Source organism: Acinetobacter sp. 197 (assembly GCF_048148385.1).
Taxonomy (GTDB): domain Bacteria; phylum Pseudomonadota; class Gammaproteobacteria; order Pseudomonadales; family Moraxellaceae; genus Acinetobacter; species Acinetobacter pecorum.
On the sequence record NZ_JAYWZK010000001.1, the window covers coordinates 285259 to 303385 of the forward strand.

The 18127-nt window shown below is 42.5% G+C and carries 17 protein-coding genes; 10 read left to right on the plus strand and 7 right to left on the minus strand.

The window, feature by feature from the left end; translation table 11 throughout:
* Positions 1 to 35: 35 nt before the first annotated feature.
* The 3 genes from VXQ11_RS01325 to VXQ11_RS01335 all read right to left on the minus strand — a co-directional run bounded on the left by VXQ11_RS01325 (position 36) and on the right by VXQ11_RS01335 (position 2603).
* Entirely contained in the window at positions 36 to 170 is a 135-nt protein-coding gene (locus VXQ11_RS01325) for a hypothetical protein (RefSeq protein WP_289812007.1), read from the minus strand.
* The gene (locus tag VXQ11_RS01330) at positions 163 to 1377 is read right to left on the minus strand and encodes an MFS transporter (RefSeq protein ID WP_416705229.1); all 1215 of its coding nucleotides are present in this window, start codon (positions 1375 to 1377) and stop codon (positions 163 to 165) included. The genes VXQ11_RS01325 and VXQ11_RS01330 overlap by 8 nt, the downstream gene beginning before the upstream one ends.
* 155 nt (positions 1378 to 1532) lie before the next feature.
* Positions 1533 to 2603: an OmpW/AlkL family protein gene (locus VXQ11_RS01335; RefSeq protein ID WP_416705230.1), complete on the minus strand. Its 1071-nt coding sequence runs from the start codon at positions 2601 to 2603 to the stop codon at positions 1533 to 1535.
* A gap of 441 nt (positions 2604 to 3044) precedes the next feature.
* Here VXQ11_RS01335 and VXQ11_RS01340 point away from each other — a divergent pair, with 441 nt between their 5' ends.
* The gene (locus VXQ11_RS01340) at positions 3045 to 3224 is read left to right on the plus strand and encodes a hypothetical protein (RefSeq protein WP_064095505.1); all 180 of its coding nucleotides are present in this window, start codon (positions 3045 to 3047) and stop codon (positions 3222 to 3224) included.
* Positions 3225 to 3515: 291 nt separating this feature from the next.
* On the opposite strand, the gene VXQ11_RS01345 is transcribed toward VXQ11_RS01340, so the two are convergent.
* A complete protein-coding gene (locus tag VXQ11_RS01345) occupies positions 3516 to 4304 on the minus strand; it encodes a hypothetical protein (RefSeq protein WP_416679960.1) in 789 nt (262 codons plus the stop codon).
* 364 nt (positions 4305 to 4668) lie between these two features.
* Between VXQ11_RS01345 and uvrB the strand changes: the two genes are divergently transcribed.
* The 4 genes from uvrB to VXQ11_RS01365 all read left to right on the plus strand — a co-directional run bounded on the left by uvrB (position 4669) and on the right by VXQ11_RS01365 (position 10224).
* Complete coding sequence (uvrB, locus tag VXQ11_RS01350; protein ID WP_416705231.1) at positions 4669 to 6690, plus strand: excinuclease ABC subunit UvrB; 2022 nt, start codon at positions 4669 to 4671, stop codon at positions 6688 to 6690.
* A gap of 144 nt (positions 6691 to 6834) precedes the next feature.
* Complete coding sequence (locus VXQ11_RS01355) at positions 6835 to 7422, plus strand: lipocalin family protein (protein ID WP_416705232.1); 588 nt, start codon at positions 6835 to 6837, stop codon at positions 7420 to 7422.
* A gap of 160 nt (positions 7423 to 7582) precedes the next feature.
* Positions 7583 to 8515 carry an EamA family transporter RarD gene (gene rarD / locus VXQ11_RS01360; RefSeq protein WP_144724508.1) on the plus strand — a complete coding sequence of 311 codons (933 nt, stop codon included), beginning with the start codon at positions 7583 to 7585 and terminating at the stop codon, positions 8513 to 8515.
* Between the two features lie 251 nt (positions 8516 to 8766).
* Positions 8767 to 10224, plus strand: coding sequence for a glyceraldehyde-3-phosphate dehydrogenase (locus VXQ11_RS01365; RefSeq protein WP_416705234.1), 1458 nt, complete (start codon positions 8767 to 8769; stop codon positions 10222 to 10224).
* Positions 10225 to 10276: 52 nt separating this feature from the next.
* Here the strand turns inward: VXQ11_RS01365 and VXQ11_RS01370 are convergent, their stop codons facing one another.
* Complete coding sequence (locus VXQ11_RS01370) at positions 10277 to 11137, minus strand: SDR family oxidoreductase (RefSeq protein ID WP_416705235.1); 861 nt, start codon at positions 11135 to 11137, stop codon at positions 10277 to 10279.
* Between the two features lie 102 nt (positions 11138 to 11239).
* Here VXQ11_RS01370 and VXQ11_RS01375 point away from each other — a divergent pair, with 102 nt between their 5' ends.
* From VXQ11_RS01375 to proB, 4 genes are all read left to right on the plus strand, one after another.
* Complete coding sequence (locus VXQ11_RS01375; protein WP_064095498.1) at positions 11240 to 11614, plus strand: winged helix-turn-helix transcriptional regulator; 375 nt, start codon at positions 11240 to 11242, stop codon at positions 11612 to 11614.
* 59 nt (positions 11615 to 11673) lie between these two features.
* On the plus strand, positions 11674 to 12204 hold the full coding sequence (locus VXQ11_RS01380; RefSeq protein WP_416705236.1) for a hypothetical protein: 531 nt from the start codon (positions 11674 to 11676) through the stop codon (positions 12202 to 12204).
* Between the two features lie 162 nt (positions 12205 to 12366).
* On the plus strand, positions 12367 to 13584 hold the full coding sequence (gene cgtA, locus VXQ11_RS01385; RefSeq protein ID WP_064095497.1) for an Obg family GTPase CgtA: 1218 nt from the start codon (positions 12367 to 12369) through the stop codon (positions 13582 to 13584).
* A 27-nt stretch (positions 13585 to 13611) separates the two neighbouring features.
* Positions 13612 to 14745: a glutamate 5-kinase gene (proB, locus tag VXQ11_RS01390; protein WP_416705237.1), complete on the plus strand. Its 1134-nt coding sequence runs from the start codon at positions 13612 to 13614 to the stop codon at positions 14743 to 14745.
* A 68-nt stretch (positions 14746 to 14813) separates the two neighbouring features.
* Here proB and VXQ11_RS01395 read toward each other — a convergent pair whose 3' ends face one another.
* Together VXQ11_RS01395 and VXQ11_RS01400 are read right to left on the minus strand one after the other, a co-directional pair.
* Complete coding sequence (locus VXQ11_RS01395) at positions 14814 to 15410, minus strand: phosphatase PAP2 family protein (protein ID WP_416705238.1); 597 nt, start codon at positions 15408 to 15410, stop codon at positions 14814 to 14816.
* A 164-nt stretch (positions 15411 to 15574) separates the two neighbouring features.
* On the minus strand, positions 15575 to 16276 hold the full coding sequence (locus VXQ11_RS01400) for an SIMPL domain-containing protein (RefSeq protein ID WP_416705239.1): 702 nt from the start codon (positions 16274 to 16276) through the stop codon (positions 15575 to 15577).
* Between the two features lie 474 nt (positions 16277 to 16750).
* Between VXQ11_RS01400 and VXQ11_RS01405 the strand changes: the two genes are divergently transcribed.
* Positions 16751 to 18124 (plus strand): diaminobutyrate--2-oxoglutarate transaminase, encoded by a 1374-nt coding sequence (locus VXQ11_RS01405; protein WP_416705240.1) that lies wholly within the window; start codon positions 16751 to 16753, stop codon positions 18122 to 18124.
* The last annotated feature ends 3 nt before the right edge of the window (positions 18125 to 18127 follow it).

Below are 18127 nucleotides of genomic sequence, written 5' to 3' on the forward strand. Positions count from 1 at the left end.
GATTGCGTATTTTTTGCTGAGGATATTCCAGCAGTTTAGTGTGCGCAGAAAGCCTGATTAAAATATTCAAACAGCTCAGGGGTCTGGAACCAGAGCATAATCGACAGAGCCAGTAAAAGCAGGAGAACTAAAGTAATCGAAATTTTGAGTTTCAGTAGAGAATCAGTCATGGACGATTTGCTCCTCATTGACCCAGAAATGCACCAGTACCCCAAAAATGCTGAGGACAATAGACAGCATCCACACCGCATTATAATTGCCACTCAAATCATGGTTGACTCCACCCAGCCAGCCACCGAAAAATGAGCCAACCTGATGGGTAAAGAACACAATGCCACTGAGCATGGTCAGATATTTCACCCCGAACATATTCGCGACAATGCCATTGGTCAGCGGAACGGTCGATAACCAGAGTAATCCCATGATGACACCAAAGGCATAAACTGTCCATGTACTCAGAGGCAGCATGAGAAAGGCAATAATCGCGATCCCGCGCAAACCATAAAGACCCATCAGCAGATGCGGCTTGGAATATTTCCCACCCAACCAGCCGGCAGTATAGGTGCCTACCACATTAAACAAACCGACCAGCGCCAGAAAAATTGTACCTGTTGTGGCATTAAAACCATGATCAATCAGATAGCCAGGCAGGTGGATGCCAATAAATACCACCTGGAAACCACAGACAAAAAAGCCCAGAGCCAGAAACCAGAACGGTTTATGATTTTTCACTACGACCAGAATTTGTTTAAAACTCAATGAGACTATATTTGGGGTAGAGGCTGCGTTGGGATTAACATACATCGGTGCTTTTAGCATCCAGGCCAATGGCACAATCAGTGCAATCAGAATGGCACTAACCACCAATGCTGCTGACCAGCCGACATTCTGTAAGAGTAAAAGGGTTGAAGGCAGCATGATAAACTGGCCAAAAGATCCGGCTGCACTGGCAATTCCCATGGCCAGACTACGCTTTTCTGGCGGTGCTGCACGCCCCACTGCAGACAATAACACCGGAAATGACGTAGCTGACAGGGCGAGACCCAGAATTAACCCTACACTCAGATTGAGTAGTAGCCCGGTCGAGCTGACTGCCATCAGGAGCAGGCCAATTGCATATAAAGCTCCACCTACAGCAACGACAATCTTGCTACCATATTTATCGGCAAATGCCCCGGTAATGGGCTGAACTGCACCCCAGATCAGGTTTTGCATGGCAATCGCCAGACTAAAAACATGATGACCCCAGCCAAATTCTTCACTCATCGGCACCAGATACAGGCCGAATGCATGTCGTACGCCCAGCGACAATGCCAAGATAATGGCGGAGCCAATGAGCATAAAAACCAGAGCTTTGGAAAACTGACCGTCAGCCATACATCATTCATGCCTATAAAAGTTGATAGGTATAGTATTCGATTCAGGCAAGAGAGGCGATTAAATAAAAATTGATCAAAAGATAAATTTTTTTTATCAATATGATTCGCAAAAAAAACGGCCGGAGCCGTTTTCTTAAAAAGTAAAAAATTAACTTAGAAGCGCATTCCAAATCCGGCATAGGCCAGAATCGGATTAATTTCAATATCGGCTTTTGAATTAATCAAGGTCTGTCCGGTATTTTCATTAATTACAGTAATTTTAGATTCATTCTGCAAATGGGCATAAGACACTGAACCCACCGCAAACCACTTATCATTGAAATCATAAGTAAAGCCAACAGTAGCTATGGGGACAAAAGCATCGGTAGCTTCAAGATCCACTTTCATTCTACCCGTGCTATCCTTCATTTCCAGGGAAGCACCAGCATTCTGATTAATAATATTCTGGATCATGTGGCCTGCAGCAACTAGATCAGATTCAATACCTTGATCTATTTCAAGTTCATTGAAATAAGCATACATAAATCCTACCCCAACATAAGGACGGAATTTATTTACCCCAGTTTTACCAAAATGATACTGGAGTTCAAAAGCCGGGGTCCAGGCACGTGCTTCTGCAGCTTTGCTGGACTGCGCTAGATCTGTAATTTTGATGTCATTGGCAAGATTTAAATTACCTGCAATCCCACCCAAAGGCGTTGCCACAGCAGCAAATGGTGCATAGATTGTACCTTTTCCCTTGATATCTACCTTGGGGGGAATACCCGCCTTCATTTCAAAAGAAATATTATCGGTAAAATAATAGTTGGTCAGGAGGCCTAGGGTGGTGACATCATCTGCTTCAAGACCCGTTCCTGGATTATCCCATTCTGAAAGACCGTATACATAGGAATCTCCAGAAAGGCCACTAGATACCTTACCGCCAAAGGCACCAATTAACCTTACTAATCCTTCGACGACACGATTTGGTTTGCGGTCAGGATCAAGGTTGTCTATGACGGTTTCCGCCTGTATATCTCCCACTTTGGATTGATAGCCTTCATTAATTGCAGTATTGACACGAACAGGCTGTGCTTTACCTTGCGGCATTACATGCAATGCACCAACGGATACAGAAAAGCGTTTAAAGCCATCTCCATCCTGCAAGCTAAAATAAGGGGAATCTGCATGAGCGACCATAGGTAAAGTCGCCAAGCCTGCCATACACGCCAGCATTTTTTTCATTGATTTGGAACTCCATGTCCAGTGTATTTATTCGTTTTTCTAGTTCATTAATTATGTGAATTAAATTTAAAAATTCAGTTATAGAACAATAGGCTAAAAGTTAATCAATAGTTAATCTTGGTAACGGCTGTATGCTTTATGTGTATCGTAGTTGCTTTTTTAAAGAAAAGTGCTTTGAAAAATGAGGAGTTTGCTGCTTAATTTTAATGTAAATATAAAGAAAGTTTAGCTTGGAATTAACTCAACTATCGATCAGACTAATTTCTGATTATCTACATGATAATTTAAGTAAATTTTAGGCTGGACATGGTTCATGCAAATGTCTGTCTGAGCACATTTATTATTTTAAAAAATACGTCGAGATGAATTTATCTAAGATCCTGCTACCCAGTGGGTTGAGTTTTTTTGTACAATAGTTATATATATTATTGAGTGAATCATATGAGCACCCAAACGACTCCCAAAAAAAAGCCCTTGGTCAATTTACCTTTCCCTATTAAACAAGCAGAGCAAAATGCTGCTGAAGAAGTTCTGGAAGATTTAAGACCAAGACCACAGCGCTATGCTGACCGTACCTGGATGCCGCCACGTGGTACTCGCCGCTCAATGGGCAAACGCTAATTGATCAGACTCAAAAAGCTATGATAAATCATGGCTTTTTTTGTAGAAATTTTTAGGGAGTTGGCGATCAATATTTCATTTTTGCAGCTTCCTGAGCATGAAAAAGTAAAAAAACCGGATGATCCAAATCTATTTCAATTTTATTTTTAATAAAGCAAACGAAATATTTAAGCTTTCTAGATACCAAACAAAACAAAATCCAGACCTGATCTATTTCATATTCAATATTTGAGTAGCCAAAAAAAAGCCAATTCAGACATTGGCTTTTTTAAAAAGGAGTACTGTGGCCACTTAACGAATACTTTTACGTGCTTTATTTTCCGGTTTGGGTGGAGCAATTTCTCGCTCACCTTGCCAGACATCAATAAAATCTTTCTCGTTAATATTATAAAGTTCCAGTAGCGCTAAAATCACGCCTCCAAACAACATGGCACCTTCTTTCTGGCTTTGAAAATCGACCAGCTTGGTATTCAGGTTATGCAGGATATCTTCAATTTCAAAAACACGTTCCCGTCCATTGCTGTCGGTCGGGTAGATCTGAGTATTTAAAATAATCCTTGCCAGACTTTTTTCATTTTCAGTCAAAGGCAGTTCTTCAATCAGCTCATCACTGGCCGGAGTTAAAATGACCGAATCACGGAAAATGGTATGCAAGAAATTTGCGGTTAATTTGGGCAAGGGTTTTTCGACAAAAGGACGGAAAGATTGCGGGAAAATGACATTGCGCGAGATGCCTTTGAACATCGGTGCAATTTCCTCGACCTTATAACCTGCGATCCCGCAGCCTATGGAAGTAATAAAATATTTGTTTTTAGGATGGTTTTTGGTGTAAATCTTAAAGTCATCAATATAGTGCTGGATTTGTGAGAGCGGCATTTGTTGCAAATGCTCGTTCATGGTGGGAATGGCATAGCTTTGACCCGCCCAGCCACGACCGACGCCCATGACTGCGCCAAAATGCTCAAGTGCCGTTCTAGCTGCACCACCACCATGCTGGCCAGCCAGGTTGCTGCCAAATACAAAAACGGTATTTTCTGGAAGGGATTTAACAATACTTTCATCGTGATAGTGGTAAGTCATAATTGTCTATTCTAGGCCATCCTGATCTTCATGTTGCCCGTGAAATGAAGAGGGGTCAAGGCATTATTCTGCAGCGCTATCCAAACAGATAGGACAATATTCCACCCATGATCCAAAACAGCATACCGAGTAAACCTAAATAAAGTTGTTGTCTGAAAATGCATGGTCTGTACTATATTTATTCGCTTTGTAACTGTATATTTTTTGATGATTTTTCAAACCAGATGGCGATTAAAGTGCTAACAAATAATGAATAGTAATATTGTTTTATTTTACCAAACAGAAACCTAAGCAGGGATTGAGTAATTCCAATTTACCCTCATAATAAATCAAATCTATATCCGCAGCGAAGTCAGCGAAAGCTATGAGTGATAAAAAGCCCTTTGAATTAGTGACCAGTTATCAACCAGCAGGCGATCAGCCACAGGCCATTGAAAAACTTGTCAAAGGCATTGAACAGGGTTTTCATGATCAGCTTTTACTGGGGGTTACCGGGTCTGGTAAAACCTATACCATGGCCAATGTCATTGCACAGACCCAGCGTCCGACCATCGTCATGGCGCATAACAAAACTTTGGCTGCGCAGCTCTATGGCGAATTTAAAGCATTTTTCCCCAATAACGCTGTTGAGTATTTTGTCAGTTATTATGATTATTACCAGCCGGAAGCCTATGTGCCATCTTCAGATACTTTTATCGAGAAAGATGCTGCAATTAATGACCATATTGACCAGATGCGCCTTTCTGCAACCCGTTCACTCCTAGAGCGACGTGATGCGATTATTGTCGCATCGGTATCTGCGATTTATGGTTTGGGTGATCCGAATGCCTATATGAGCATGTTGCTGCATGTGGTGGAAGGCGACCGCATTGGCCGTGATGATATTATTCGCCGTTTGGTCGAAATGCAGTATTCGCGTAACGAACTGGAATTCCTGCGCGGTACTTATCGTATTCGTGGCGAAATTATTGATATTTTTCCGGCTGAATCCGATCAGGATGCGATCCGGATTGAACTGTTTGATGATGAAGTTGACTCCATTCGCTGGTTTGATCCGCTGACCGGGAAAATGGTTCGTAAAGTGCCTCGCGTAACCATTTATCCTAAAAGCCATTATGTTACGCCGAAAGACAATTTGTCCCGTGCCATCGAAACCATTCGGGAAGAACTTAAAGAGCGTCTGGTGTTCTTCCGGGAAAATGACAAACTGCTGGAAGCCCAGCGCATCGAGCAGCGCACACGCTATGATCTGGAAATGATGCAGCAACTGGGTTATACCAACGGCATTGAAAACTATTCACGCCATTTATCTGGCCGTCCTGCGGGTGAAGCGCCACCGACCTTGTTCGATTATATTCCTGATGATGCCTTGCTGATTATTGATGAGTCACATGTGACGGTGCCGCAGATTGGCGCCATGTATAAGGGCGATCGTTCGCGTAAAGAAAATCTGGTCAATTACGGATTCCGTTTGCCGAGTGCGCTGGATAACCGGCCGATGAAATTTGAAGAATGGGAACGTATTGTGCCGACGACTGTTTATGTTAGCGCAACGCCCGCACGTTACGAGCTGGAAAAATCCCAGCAGATTGTCGAGCAGGTGGTACGTCCAACCGGTCTGATCGATCCGGAAATTGAAATCCGTCCAGTTTTGACACAGGTCGATGATGTGCTTTCAGAAATTAATCTGCGTAAAGACATTAATGAGCGGGTGTTGGTTACAACCTTGACCAAGCGCATGGCTGAAGATTTGACTTCTTATTTGAAAGAATATGGGATTAAGGTCGCTTATTTACACTCGGATATCGATACTGTTGAACGGGTAAAAATCATTCATGAGCTGCGTACTGGGGTTCATGACGTGCTGGTCGGAATTAACCTGTTGCGTGAAGGCCTTGATATGCCGGAAGTATCATTAGTGGCGATTCTGGATGCAGATAAAGAAGGATTTTTGCGTTCTGAGCGCTCTCTCATTCAGACCATTGGCCGCGCTGCGCGTAACCTGAAAGGTAAGGCGATTCTGTATGCTGATCGTATTACTGATTCGATGCAGAAAGCGATTGATGAAACGGACCGTCGTCGTGCCAAGCAGATTCAGTTTAATGAAGAGCATGGTATTACGCCACGTAGTGCAGTGCGTCAGGTGATCAAGGAAATTGATACGGGTGAAATATTGAATGATGAATCCATTAAATTACACGTATCAGATCAGGCACGTGCCATCAGTGCGGATGAGCGGCATATCATGGCAGATCCGAAACTTTTTGCGAAACATATTAACAAACTGGAAAAAGAGATGCTGAAAGCTTCCAAAGAGCTGCAGTTTGAGCAGGCTGCACGTATGCGGGATGAAATTTTACGCTTGAAAGCCCAGATGTTTGATTGATTATTGTTGCATTAAATCTTATTTAAATGACGTAAAATCAATCACAAAGCAAACACAATGTAACAAATTAAGGGCTGTGATAAAGCTATTGTAGGAACAGAATTTTTTAAATAAATATTTTGTGAACATGCAATAGGTATCTTTATGACAACTCAAAAATCTTCACGTACCGGATTAAAGCTGGCAAAAATTGCGGTGGGTAGCGCGGTTCTTCTCGGTTTGGGCGCCGCTACTATGGCTTATGCGAAAGACGAGCCATTACCGACCATTGAGAAAGTTGAACTGGACCGTTATTTGGGGACATGGTACGAAGTAGCACGCAAGCCTCTATATTTTCAAAATAAGTGTGATCGTGATGTCACAGCAACTTATACTTTAAATGAAAATGGCAATATTGTGGTGGATAACCGCTGCATTAAAAAAGATGGTGGACAAACCCAATCACTGGGTGAGGCATTTGCGCAGAATCCACCACAGAATACCAAGTTAAAAGTCAGTTTCTTGCCAGACTTTATTCGCTGGATTCCGGTCGCCCGTGGTGATTACTGGGTTTTAAAACTGGATGAGAACTATCAGACTGTTCTGGTGGGCGAGCCTAAACGTAAATACATGTGGATACTTTCCCGTAATCCCCAACTGGATAAAAACGTAGTGAATGAATATTTGCAATATGCACAGTCGGTGGGCTATGACCTGAGTGATGTGATTTATACCAAGCAAACTCAAAGATAAGTTTAGCGTTTTTATGTAAACCATGCTTAGGCATGGTTTTTTATGCTGTGTGAAAACATAATATCTAATTTTAAATGGAGACCTTTTTATATAAGTGAATTATCAAGCTTTCTATAATGCTAGTCGCTATAATGCAGACGAATCAAAGTAGAGTTTGACTATGTATAAAGGCATTGCGTTATCTGTATTGGCCTCCGTGGTTTTTGGAGTGCTCTATATATTTACGCCCTTTTTACAGCCTTTAGACAGTGAACAGACCTTTGCTTGGCGTATGCTGGCGACCTTGCCATTTCTGACTGCATTTATGTGGTGGTCAGGGGACCTGAAACATATCAGCAGTATCTTTAAGCGGGTATTACGACAGCCTTCATTTTTGATCTGGTTGCTGATTAGTTCGCTGTTATGTACCACACAATTGTGGTTGTTTTTATGGGGGCCTATCAATGGGCGTGGTCTCGAAGTCTCGCTCGGCTATTTTCTCCTGCCTCTGGTAATGGTGTTATTCGGCTGTGTGCTCTACAAAGAAAAATTATCATCTTTCCAGATGGTCGCTGTTGCATTGGCAGTATTGGGAGTAGGGCATGAAATCTGGCGAATTGGTTCAATCGCATGGGAAACAGTCTATGTTGCTTTAGCTTACCCAATTTATTTCTTTATGCGGCGTAAATTTGCTACCGATCACCTGGGTGGATTCTGGTGGGATTTATTTCTGATTTTGCCTGTTGCGTTTTATCTTGGCTTTATTTATAGCGACTCTTTGCCATTAATATTCAGTCATTATCACTTGATATTGGCAGTGCTTGGATTAGGCTTTTTAAGTGCGCTCGGTTTAGGCAGTTATATCTTGGCCAGTCGATATTTGCCTTTTGTGATTTTTGGGCTATTGAGCTATCTGGAACCGGTATTGCTGGCTTTTGCTTCAATGGCACTTGGTGAGCGCGTGGAATCAGGTGAATGGTTGACTTATATCCCAATCTGGTTGGCTGTCTTTGTGCTGGTGGTGGAAGGAATCTTGCATTTACTTAGACAACGTAAACAGCAATTGGCCCTTAAGAAAAATCTGGAAAACTATAAAGATCGACTTCAATCTTAAAATTAAGAAGAGATCGCATGAATAAACAACATTTAACAAATTTATGCTTGTGATTAAAAAACAGCTATCTTTAAAATTTTTGGATGCAAAATCATTCAGCTAATTACAATTATTTTTAAAATTTATAGTGAATATACGTTAAAAACTGCCCGTCATAATGAGCTTTTGATTCAAACTTGCCGCCAATTCCATTACAATTGTCGGGTTTAGAAATTTATGCCTAGATTTACAATTAATTAGAGGACGTATCTGTGAGCAAAGACACTATCGTTGCCCTACATGCAGAGCACCAAGGTCGCTGGAAAAACCGTGAAGAACTTGCGGAACGTATGATTGCCCTTGTGGGTCAGTTATATCGTGAAAAAAATATTGTAGCTACAGTTTATGGTCGCTCTTTAATTAACCGTTCTGTGATTCAGATTCTGAAAGCACATCGCCGTACTCGCGTGCTAGACGTTGAACTTTCTGTTGTAGACACTTTCCCAATCCTTGAAGCATTGGCGAAAATTGACAACATCGGTACTGCTGAAGTCGATCTAGGCAAACTTGCTGTTGAGTTCAAAGCAAAAGGTGGGGATGTTAACGCATTCGTTGCTGACGCTGTGAAATCTCTTGAAGGCAATCCAACTTCTGTTGAAGGTAGAGATGTTGTTCTTTACGGTTTCGGTCGTATTGGTCGTATCCTTGCACGTTTGATGATCAGCCAGTCAGGTCTGGGCCGTGGCTTGAACCTGAAAGCAATTGTCGTTCGTAAATCGTCTGATGGTGATCTGGAAAAACGTGCGTCTTTATTGCGTCGTGATTCAATCCACGGTCCATTCGCGGGTACGATTTCTGTTGATGAAGAAAACGAAGCAATTATTGCTAATGGTCAGTTCATCAAAGTGATCTATGCATCAAGCCCATCTGAAGTAGATTACACTGCATACGGTATCGAAAATGCACTTGTTATCGACAATACAGGTAAATGGCGTGATGTGGAAGGCCTTGCTCAGCACCTGAAATGTCCAGGCGCTGCCCGTGTTATTCTGACTGCACCGGGTAAAGGTGACATGAAGAACGTGGTATTTGGTGTGAACCAGGCTGACATTCTGGATGAAGACAAAATCATCTCTGCAGCAAGCTGTACTACAAATGCGATCACTCCAACATTAAAAGTGTTAAACGACAAATACACAGTGATTAATGGTCATGTTGAAACAGTTCACTCGTTCACAAACGACCAGAACCTGATCGATAACTATCATAAAGCTGACCGTCGTGGCCGTGCTGCTACACTGAACATGGTCATTACTGAAACTGGTGCAGCGAAAGCAGTTGCTAAGGCGCTTCCAGCTCTTCAAGGTAAACTGACAGGTAACTCTGTACGTGTACCTACACCAAACGTATCATTGGCGATTCTTAACCTTACCTTGGGTCAGGATGTTGATCGTGATGAAGTGAACGAATACATTCGTCAGATTTCAATCGGATCTAGCCTGCAAGGTCAAATCGGCTATACCAACTCGACTGAAGTGGTATCTTCTGACTTTATCGGTTCACGTACTGCAGGTGTATTTGACGCGCAAGCGACTATCACTTCAGGTAACCGTTTAACTTGCTACGTTTGGTACGATAATGAAGTAGGTTATAGCTGCCAGGTATTACGTATTGCTGAACAGATGGGCGGTGTAAGCTATCCTAAAATTCCTGCTGAAACTAATGCATAATTAGTTTTTAGCTAAAAAAAGAGTCTCATTTGAGGCTCTTTTTTATACGGGATCAAAAAGAGGTAAGTGAAGATTTAACTGTCGTTTCAATTGGGGTGGTAGGACGCTTCAGTAAATTTTCTAAATCTTTACTCTCACTGAAAAATGCACCACGAATTGCTTCAACATCTGCCTCCACCATGGTCTCAGCTAAGCTTTCAGGTAGTCCTGCCTGTAGAAGCATTTGTTTGTAGTCTTCAGCACTCAAGTTCTTATAAATGACAGTTTTCGAGCTAATTTCAGAAATCGTTTTAGCCAAAGTGTCGAAGGTAAATGCTTTAGAACTCGCCAATTCATACGTTTTATTGTCATGATCTGAACCTAGCAGGACATTTGCTGCAACTTCTGCATAATCCTCACGTGGAGCAGCGCTGATAAGGGCATCCTGAGCCGCACCATAGAAAATACCTGAGTCAATCGTGTGTTGAATATTGGCCAGGTAGTTCTCGATATACCAGTTGTTTCTTAATAAGGTATATCTTAAGCCACTATCATGAATAAATTGTTCTGTTTCACGATGTTCCTGTGCAAGACTAAGCCGGGAGGTATCTGCACGCAATAAACTGGTGTAGGCAATATAGGGAACTTTAGCCGCAACAGCAGCATCGATTACCGCTTTGTGCTGCGGTGTCCGTCGACCAATTTCACTGGCAGAGATTAAAAGTAATTTATCGATCCCCTGGAGGGCAGGCTGAAGAGATTCGATTTGATCATAATCAAAATGGCGAACTTCGATTCCTTGCTTTTGAAATGATTCAGCTTTTTCTACATTACGCACCAAGGCAACAATATTATTTGCAGATGTTTGAGGAAGTAGGTGTTGAATAACCAGGTGACCGAGATGACCCGTTGCGCCAGTAATTGCAATTTTCATTTTTTATTCTCGCTTTTTTTGATGAATAAATATTAATCTGATAACTTACTCAATTTAAGCCCATATTAAAAAGTAAGCTTATTACTAGAAAGGAAGATTTTTATGTCTGCTTATGAAACCAGTAAATTATTGGGGCAAGTTTTATCCACTGATTGTCCTTCTCGAGAAATATTAGAGCATATCGCTAATAAGTGGTCTGTTTTAGTTTTGCGCTGTCTCAGTGAAGGAGTGCATCGTTTTAGCGAGTTGAAACAGCGCATCGAAGGGGTGAGTGAAAAGATGCTCTCCCAGACTTTAAAAATGCTGGAGCAGGATGGTTTTATTTTAAGAACAGTTTATCCGGTCGTGCCGCCGAAAGTAGAATATCAGTTGACGATTACCGGTTCACAAGCAGCTGAAAAAATTATGTACTTAATTGGCTGGATTGAGAAAAGTCTGCCAGATATTGTGGAGAATAAAGCGCGCGTAGCAAAATAGGCTGAATTGCTTCTGGGGTGAGCAAGGACAGGAATAAGTCAGAAAATCTGGTTGCTACTTTGTTTGCAGTGTACGCGATCATTTTAGTTTTATGCATTGCGATTTATGCAATCTTTAAACTTTTAAAAGTTGATATTACTTTAGCAACCAATCTCTTGCTTTGGTCTGCAGCGATCTTTGCACCTGTTGCAGTATTGATGACATATAACAGTTGGCGAGAGCAGAAAGGGAGTGAGGTTGTAGCGATCTTAGCTAAAGATATAACCACTGACATATTGGAATTAAGAGCACTTAATAATGAAATATTTAGCGGTTTTTGTGTAAGCAATATCAGCTTCGAAAAGAGTCAGAAAAATGTTAATGAATTTCATGATTTAAGAATACAAATCAAGAAATCTATTATTCTTTTAAATGATAATTTGTATGAAATCACTACAAGTTTTAATCAGCAGACACAAGAACGTAATGTTGAGTATGGGGATATTTTACACAAGAATTCTAATAAATATGCTAGAGAAACGATTAGAAAATCTCAGATAGGATTTGAGCCTATACTAATGCAACTTATTAATTACACCTTATATAAGTAAGAATTATATGATTTTTAATTTTCAAAACAAGGAAATCAGGCTTGTTGAATAAAATTCAGAGCAAGGTGAACGATCTTCATTGATTGTGTCATAAATATAGTCGAGAAATTCTTTAAAATATGGCAGAATATGGGGTTTTAAAGTTTTTAGAGGATTGGCAATATGCGCTTTGTTGATGAAGCAGTCATTACCGTAGAGGCTGGCGACGGTGGCAATGGCGTAGCCAGTTTTCGCCGTGAAAAATTCGTACCATTTGGTGGTCCAGATGGTGGTGATGGTGGTCGTGGCGGCAGCATTTATATTCAGGCTGACGACGACACCAGTACGCTAGTTGATTATCGTTATACACGTAAATTCCGTGCAGAACGAGCAAAAAATGGCCGTGGGGCGAACTGTGCTGGTCGTGGCGGTGAAGATACCGTATTAAAAGTTCCGGTAGGAACAACAATTGTAGATGTAGAGTCTGGTGACATTATTGGCGACTTGATCGAAGATGGTCAACGCGTGAAAGTTGCGGCAGGCGGTGAGGGTGGTTTAGGTAATACCCACTTTAAATCATCGACCAACCGTTCACCACGTAAGTGTACGCATGGTCAAAAAGGTGAATTCCGTGAAATCCGTCTAGAGCTTAAAGTTCTGGCAGATGTCGGCTTGCTGGGTATGCCAAATGCGGGTAAATCAACCTTTATCCGTGCAGTCTCGGCTGCAAAACCAAAAGTGGCAGATTATCCATTTACCACCATGGTGCCAAACCTGGGTGTGGTCGATGCCGACAGTCACCGTTCATTCGTGATGGCAGACATTCCAGGTCTGATCGAAGGTGCATCTGAAGGTGCAGGTCTTGGGATTCGCTTCCTGAAGCACTTGGCGCGTACCCGTATCTTGTTACACATCGTTGACGTACAACCGATTGATGGTTCAGATCCGGCACATAATGCCAAAGCAATTATGAAAGAGCTGAAAAACTTCTCCCCAACGCTTTCAAAACTGCCGATCGTATTGGTGCTGAACAAAGTCGATCAGTTGGCTGAGGAAACACGTGAAGAATGGTGTACTCATATTCTTGAAGAATTGCAGTGGGAAGGTCCGGTTTTTGAAACTTCTGGCTTAACGGCTGAAGGCACCAAGGACGTAGTTTACTACCTGATGGATCAGATCGAAGAGCAGCGTGAACGCGAAACTGAAGATCCAGAATATGCAGCAGAAATGAAAGCATTCCGTGATCAGCTTGAAGCTGAAACACGTGAACAAACCATCGCTGCAAAAGAAGCGTATCGTGAGATGCGTCGTCAGCAACGTCTTGCCGGTATTCTGGGCGATGACGAAGATGATGAAGATGGCGATGATGATAGTGATGTGGAAGTGTACTACGTACGCTAATCTCTGAGAGAAGAGTCTGAGGACAAGATGATAGAAGTGGTAGATGGGCAACGTCAGCTCAAGGGTTGTAAACGAATCGTTGTTAAAATCGGATCATCTTTACTCACAGCAAACGGACAAGGTCTAGATTTAGATGCCATCTCGCACTGGGCGGGACAAATCGCAAATCTACACAATGCAGGACACGAGATTATTCTGGTGTCTTCCGGTGCTGTGGCTGAAGGTATGGTGCGAATGAAACTTGAGAATCGACCCACCGATCTACCCAGTCTTCAGGCTTGTGCTGCCATCGGTCAGATGGGCCTGATTCATACTTGGTCAAGCGTACTTGAGAAACACCAGATTCAAACTGCTCAAGTACTATTGACTCATGATGATCTGGCAGATCGTCGTCGCTATCTCAACTCATGTGATGCCTTGCAGCACCTGATTGAATGGCGTGTGATTCCGGTGATCAATGAGAATGACACGGTTTCTACTGACGAAATCCGTTTTGGTGATAACGACACGCTTGCTGCCATGGTGGCTGGTCAGGTACATGCAGATCTTCTGATTATCTTAACGGATCAGGAAGGAATGTTTGACTCAGACCCGCGGTCTAATCCCGATGCCAAACTGTTCCATACCGTACGTGCGATGGACGAAAGCCTGTTTGATATGGCCGGTGGAGGCGGGAAATTTGGTCGTGGCGGCATGCTGACCAAAGTTCGTGCTGCACGTCTGGCTGCAAAGTCTGGCTGTCCGACCTTAATTGCAAGTGGTGATAGTGATGGTGTTCTATCACGTCTAATGTCTGGCGAATTATTAGGTACCTTGTTTGTAACTGACAAAGATCGTATGACAGCGCATCAGCAATGGTTAGCTGCTCACTTGCAAACTGCAGGTCGTTTAGTGATTGATGATGGTGCAGTAAAAGCCATTAAAGACAATCATCGCAGCTTGTTGCCTGTAGGGGTGAAAGCGGTTGAGGGTCATTTCGAACGCGGTGATGTGGTTGAATGTGTCGATACACAAGGTCACCGGATTGCGGTCGGTCGTGTCAATTTCAGTTCGCGTTCAGCAGATATCGTTCGTGGTCTGGCATCAGATAAAGTACATCAGGTGTTAGGTGAGGCACGTTCTTTAGAGATGATTCATCGCAATCATATGGCAATCTACTAAGTTATTCGGATTTAAGTTAAGAGATACACAAAATCCCGCCTTCGAGCGGGATTTTTTATCATTGAAATTTATTTAATCCAACCCATCCGAATCAATGGCGCAAACAGCGACAGATGAATATTTAAAATAAAGCGCATGAGTTTATCCTGATATTTCAACCACAATGGTAATCCAGCTAAATTTACTGTTATTGCCATCAGGAACGCACCCAGCATATCAATCGGAAAATGCACACCGACATAAACACGCGACCACGCTACCAGCCAAGCGGTCCAGATTAGAATTCGTCCCAAGTCTCGCTGCGGTGAAAAATAATAGGCGAAGGCAATCCCGCTAAAAATACTCATATGGTTGCTGGGAAAAGAACCAGTCGGTGCATGTTCAAGCAGGGTGCGACCAACATCCATCACAAACGGGCGTGGGGTATTGAGTACCGTAGACAACACTTCACTCATCAATAAGGTAATAGCTGTAAAGATGAAGGCTTTAATAATCCCTGTTTTTACTTCGTAACTACCACGGAACCAGGCAATAGCAAAAATTAGCAAAAAAAGATAAACCAGATCATGCGCAATCAGGGAGGCATAGTTGATCATCCAGATCGAGGCTTGATCAGGTACATTGAGAAGATGAAACAGGGAAAGGTTTAGTTGAGCAGGAGACATGAGTAGAAAGGGCTGGTGCAAATGTCCGTTACTGTAAACCGGTCAAACCTCAATTCCTACCCGAGTTTGTATGAATTTGTAGCTTCGCTTTTTAAAGAATATTCACATGATAAAAAACCACCCAAAAGGGTGGTTCTTAAAAATCCGAATAATATAAAGAAGTCTTATTTAAACTGAATCGAGCCATTGGCACTGACAGTCATTTGCGATTCACCTGCCGCAACGGCCTGCTCTGGAATCATATCAGACGAAGCTGATTTCATCATGGCCATGCGCGGTACGGGCTGTGGTGCATAGTTATTGGTATTGATGTTCAAGTTTACCAGTTGATAACCCGGTTTGTTCCAAGTCTGGGTGAGTGCTTGGGCGCGTTGCTGGAAGTTTTTAGTCGCTTCAATCATCAGTTCACTTTCAACTTTTTTGCGCTTTTCATCTGATACCTTGAAATTAATTGACTCGGTCTGGAAATTTTGCTGCAATTCTGCAATGAGCTGCGAAGCCGCTTTAAAATCTTTTGATTCTAGACGAATCTGGGCACGACCACGCCACTCTTTTAATTTACGGTTATCATTGTCATAAATAGGGTAAGTACTTTGTGTACCCGTCTCGATTTTCACAGTAGGATATTTGCGTGCTGTAGCAATCGCCTGACTCATGAGCTGGTTGATTTGGGTGGCCAGTTCAGCCGGCTGTTTGTTGGATTTTTCAATATAAAGTACGGCATGCATTTCATCATTTGAAATTTCACGACTGGCCTCTGCTGAAAGATTAACAACATTATAATTCATGGATTCGGCAGGAGCTGCAAATGCGCCTGTGGCGAGGGTACTGGCAAGGATAAAACTGCTAAGTGCTAAGAGACGCATGAAATTGTCCTGTTATTCTTAAAATTGGCCATCTAAGCCGTTAGGGAAATATTAAATCTCAATTGTGATCTTTTTACGAAATATTTGTGGTAAGAGTGTTAATTTTTCTTTCATTTTAACTTATTATTTAATCTATATTTATTGTTAATAATTAATTGTTTAATAATAAATTTTAAAATTTATTTTCTGAATATTAGCTGTGCTACAAAAAAGCATAAAAGAACAGGCTTTCCTTTCTGCTATCAGGCTGTAAGATGATGATTCAGGGGATGGATTGGCACGATGTTTTTTTTCGATAAAGATTAGGACAAAATGTGACTGAAAGTTATTTATTTTCCTGAAAAATTCGGTATCATCCGCCTCCTAGTTATTCGAATACAAAACTGCTAGCTAGAACCTTATAAAGCGCCGAGTCAAAGGACCAAACGTCACCAGACTTATTTCTTTCACCCATATCAGAGATGGTAATTCGATATGAGCGTTACTTCTGTAAACCCTGCCACCAATTCCACAAACGAATACTACTTGACTCGCCAAAGTCAGATGGAATCGAATGTGCGTAGTTATCCACGTAAATTACCGTTAGCGATAGCGAAAGCACAAGGTTGCTGGGTTACCGATGTTGAAGGTACTGAGTACCTTGATTGTTTAGCTGGGGCAGGGACGTTGGCATTAGGCCATAATCATCCTGCAGTCATTCAAAGTATCCAGGATACGATTGCAAGCGGTTTACCATTGCATACCCTGGATCTTACTACTCCTTTAAAAGATGCTTTTACTGAAGCACTTCTTTCTTATCTTCCAGGTGGCCAAGAAGAGTACTGCTTGCAGTTCTGTGGTCCATCCGGTGCAGATGCAACTGAAGCCGCGATTAAACTGGCGAAAACCTTTACCGGTCGTAGCTCTGTGATCAGCTTCTCTGGCGGTTATCATGGTATGACTCACGGTGCATTGGCAATGACAGGTAACCTGTCTGCGAAAAATGCAGTGAACGGTTTAATGCCAGGCGTGCAATTTATGCCGTATCCGCATGAATACCGTTGCCCATTGGGTCTTGGCGGTGAAGCTGGTGTAGATGCCCTGACTTACTACTTTGAAAACTTCATTGAGGATGTCGAAAGCGGCGTGACCAAACCTGCAGCTGTAATCCTCGAAGCGATTCAGGGTGAAGGCGGTGTGGTGACTGCGCCAGTAAAATGGTTACAAAAAATCCGTGAAGTGACTGAAAAGCACAACATCGTTTTGATTCTTGATGAAGTACAGGCAGGCTTTGCGCGTTCAGGCAAGATGTTTGCATTCGAACATGCCGGCATTGAGCCTGATGTTGTAGTGATGTCTAAAGCCGTGGGTGGTAGCCTGCCGCTTGCGGTTCTAGGTATTAAACGCAAGTTTGATGCATGGCAGCCTGCCGGTCATACCGGTACTTTCCGTGGCAACCAGTTGGCTATGGGTACGGGTCTTGCGACAATCAATACGATTAAAGAGCAGAACCTGGCGCAAAATGCACAAGAGCGCGGTGATTATCTACAGTCTGCATTAAAAGAGTTAGCCAATGAATTCCCATGTATTGGCAACGTGCGTGGCCGTGGTCTGATGATCGGGGTTGAGATTGTTGACGAGCGTAAATCAGCGGATCATATGGGCTCTTTGCCTGCTGATGGTCAATTGGCCGCAGCAATTCAGACCGCTTGTTTCAACAACAAACTGTTACTTGAAAAAGGTGGCCGTAACGGTACGGTAATCCGTTTACTTTGCCCACTGATCATCACTCAAACAGAATGTGAAGAAGTTATTGTCCGCTTCAAGAGAGCGGTTGCTGAAGCTCTGATAGCAGTTCGAGGCGTATAATTC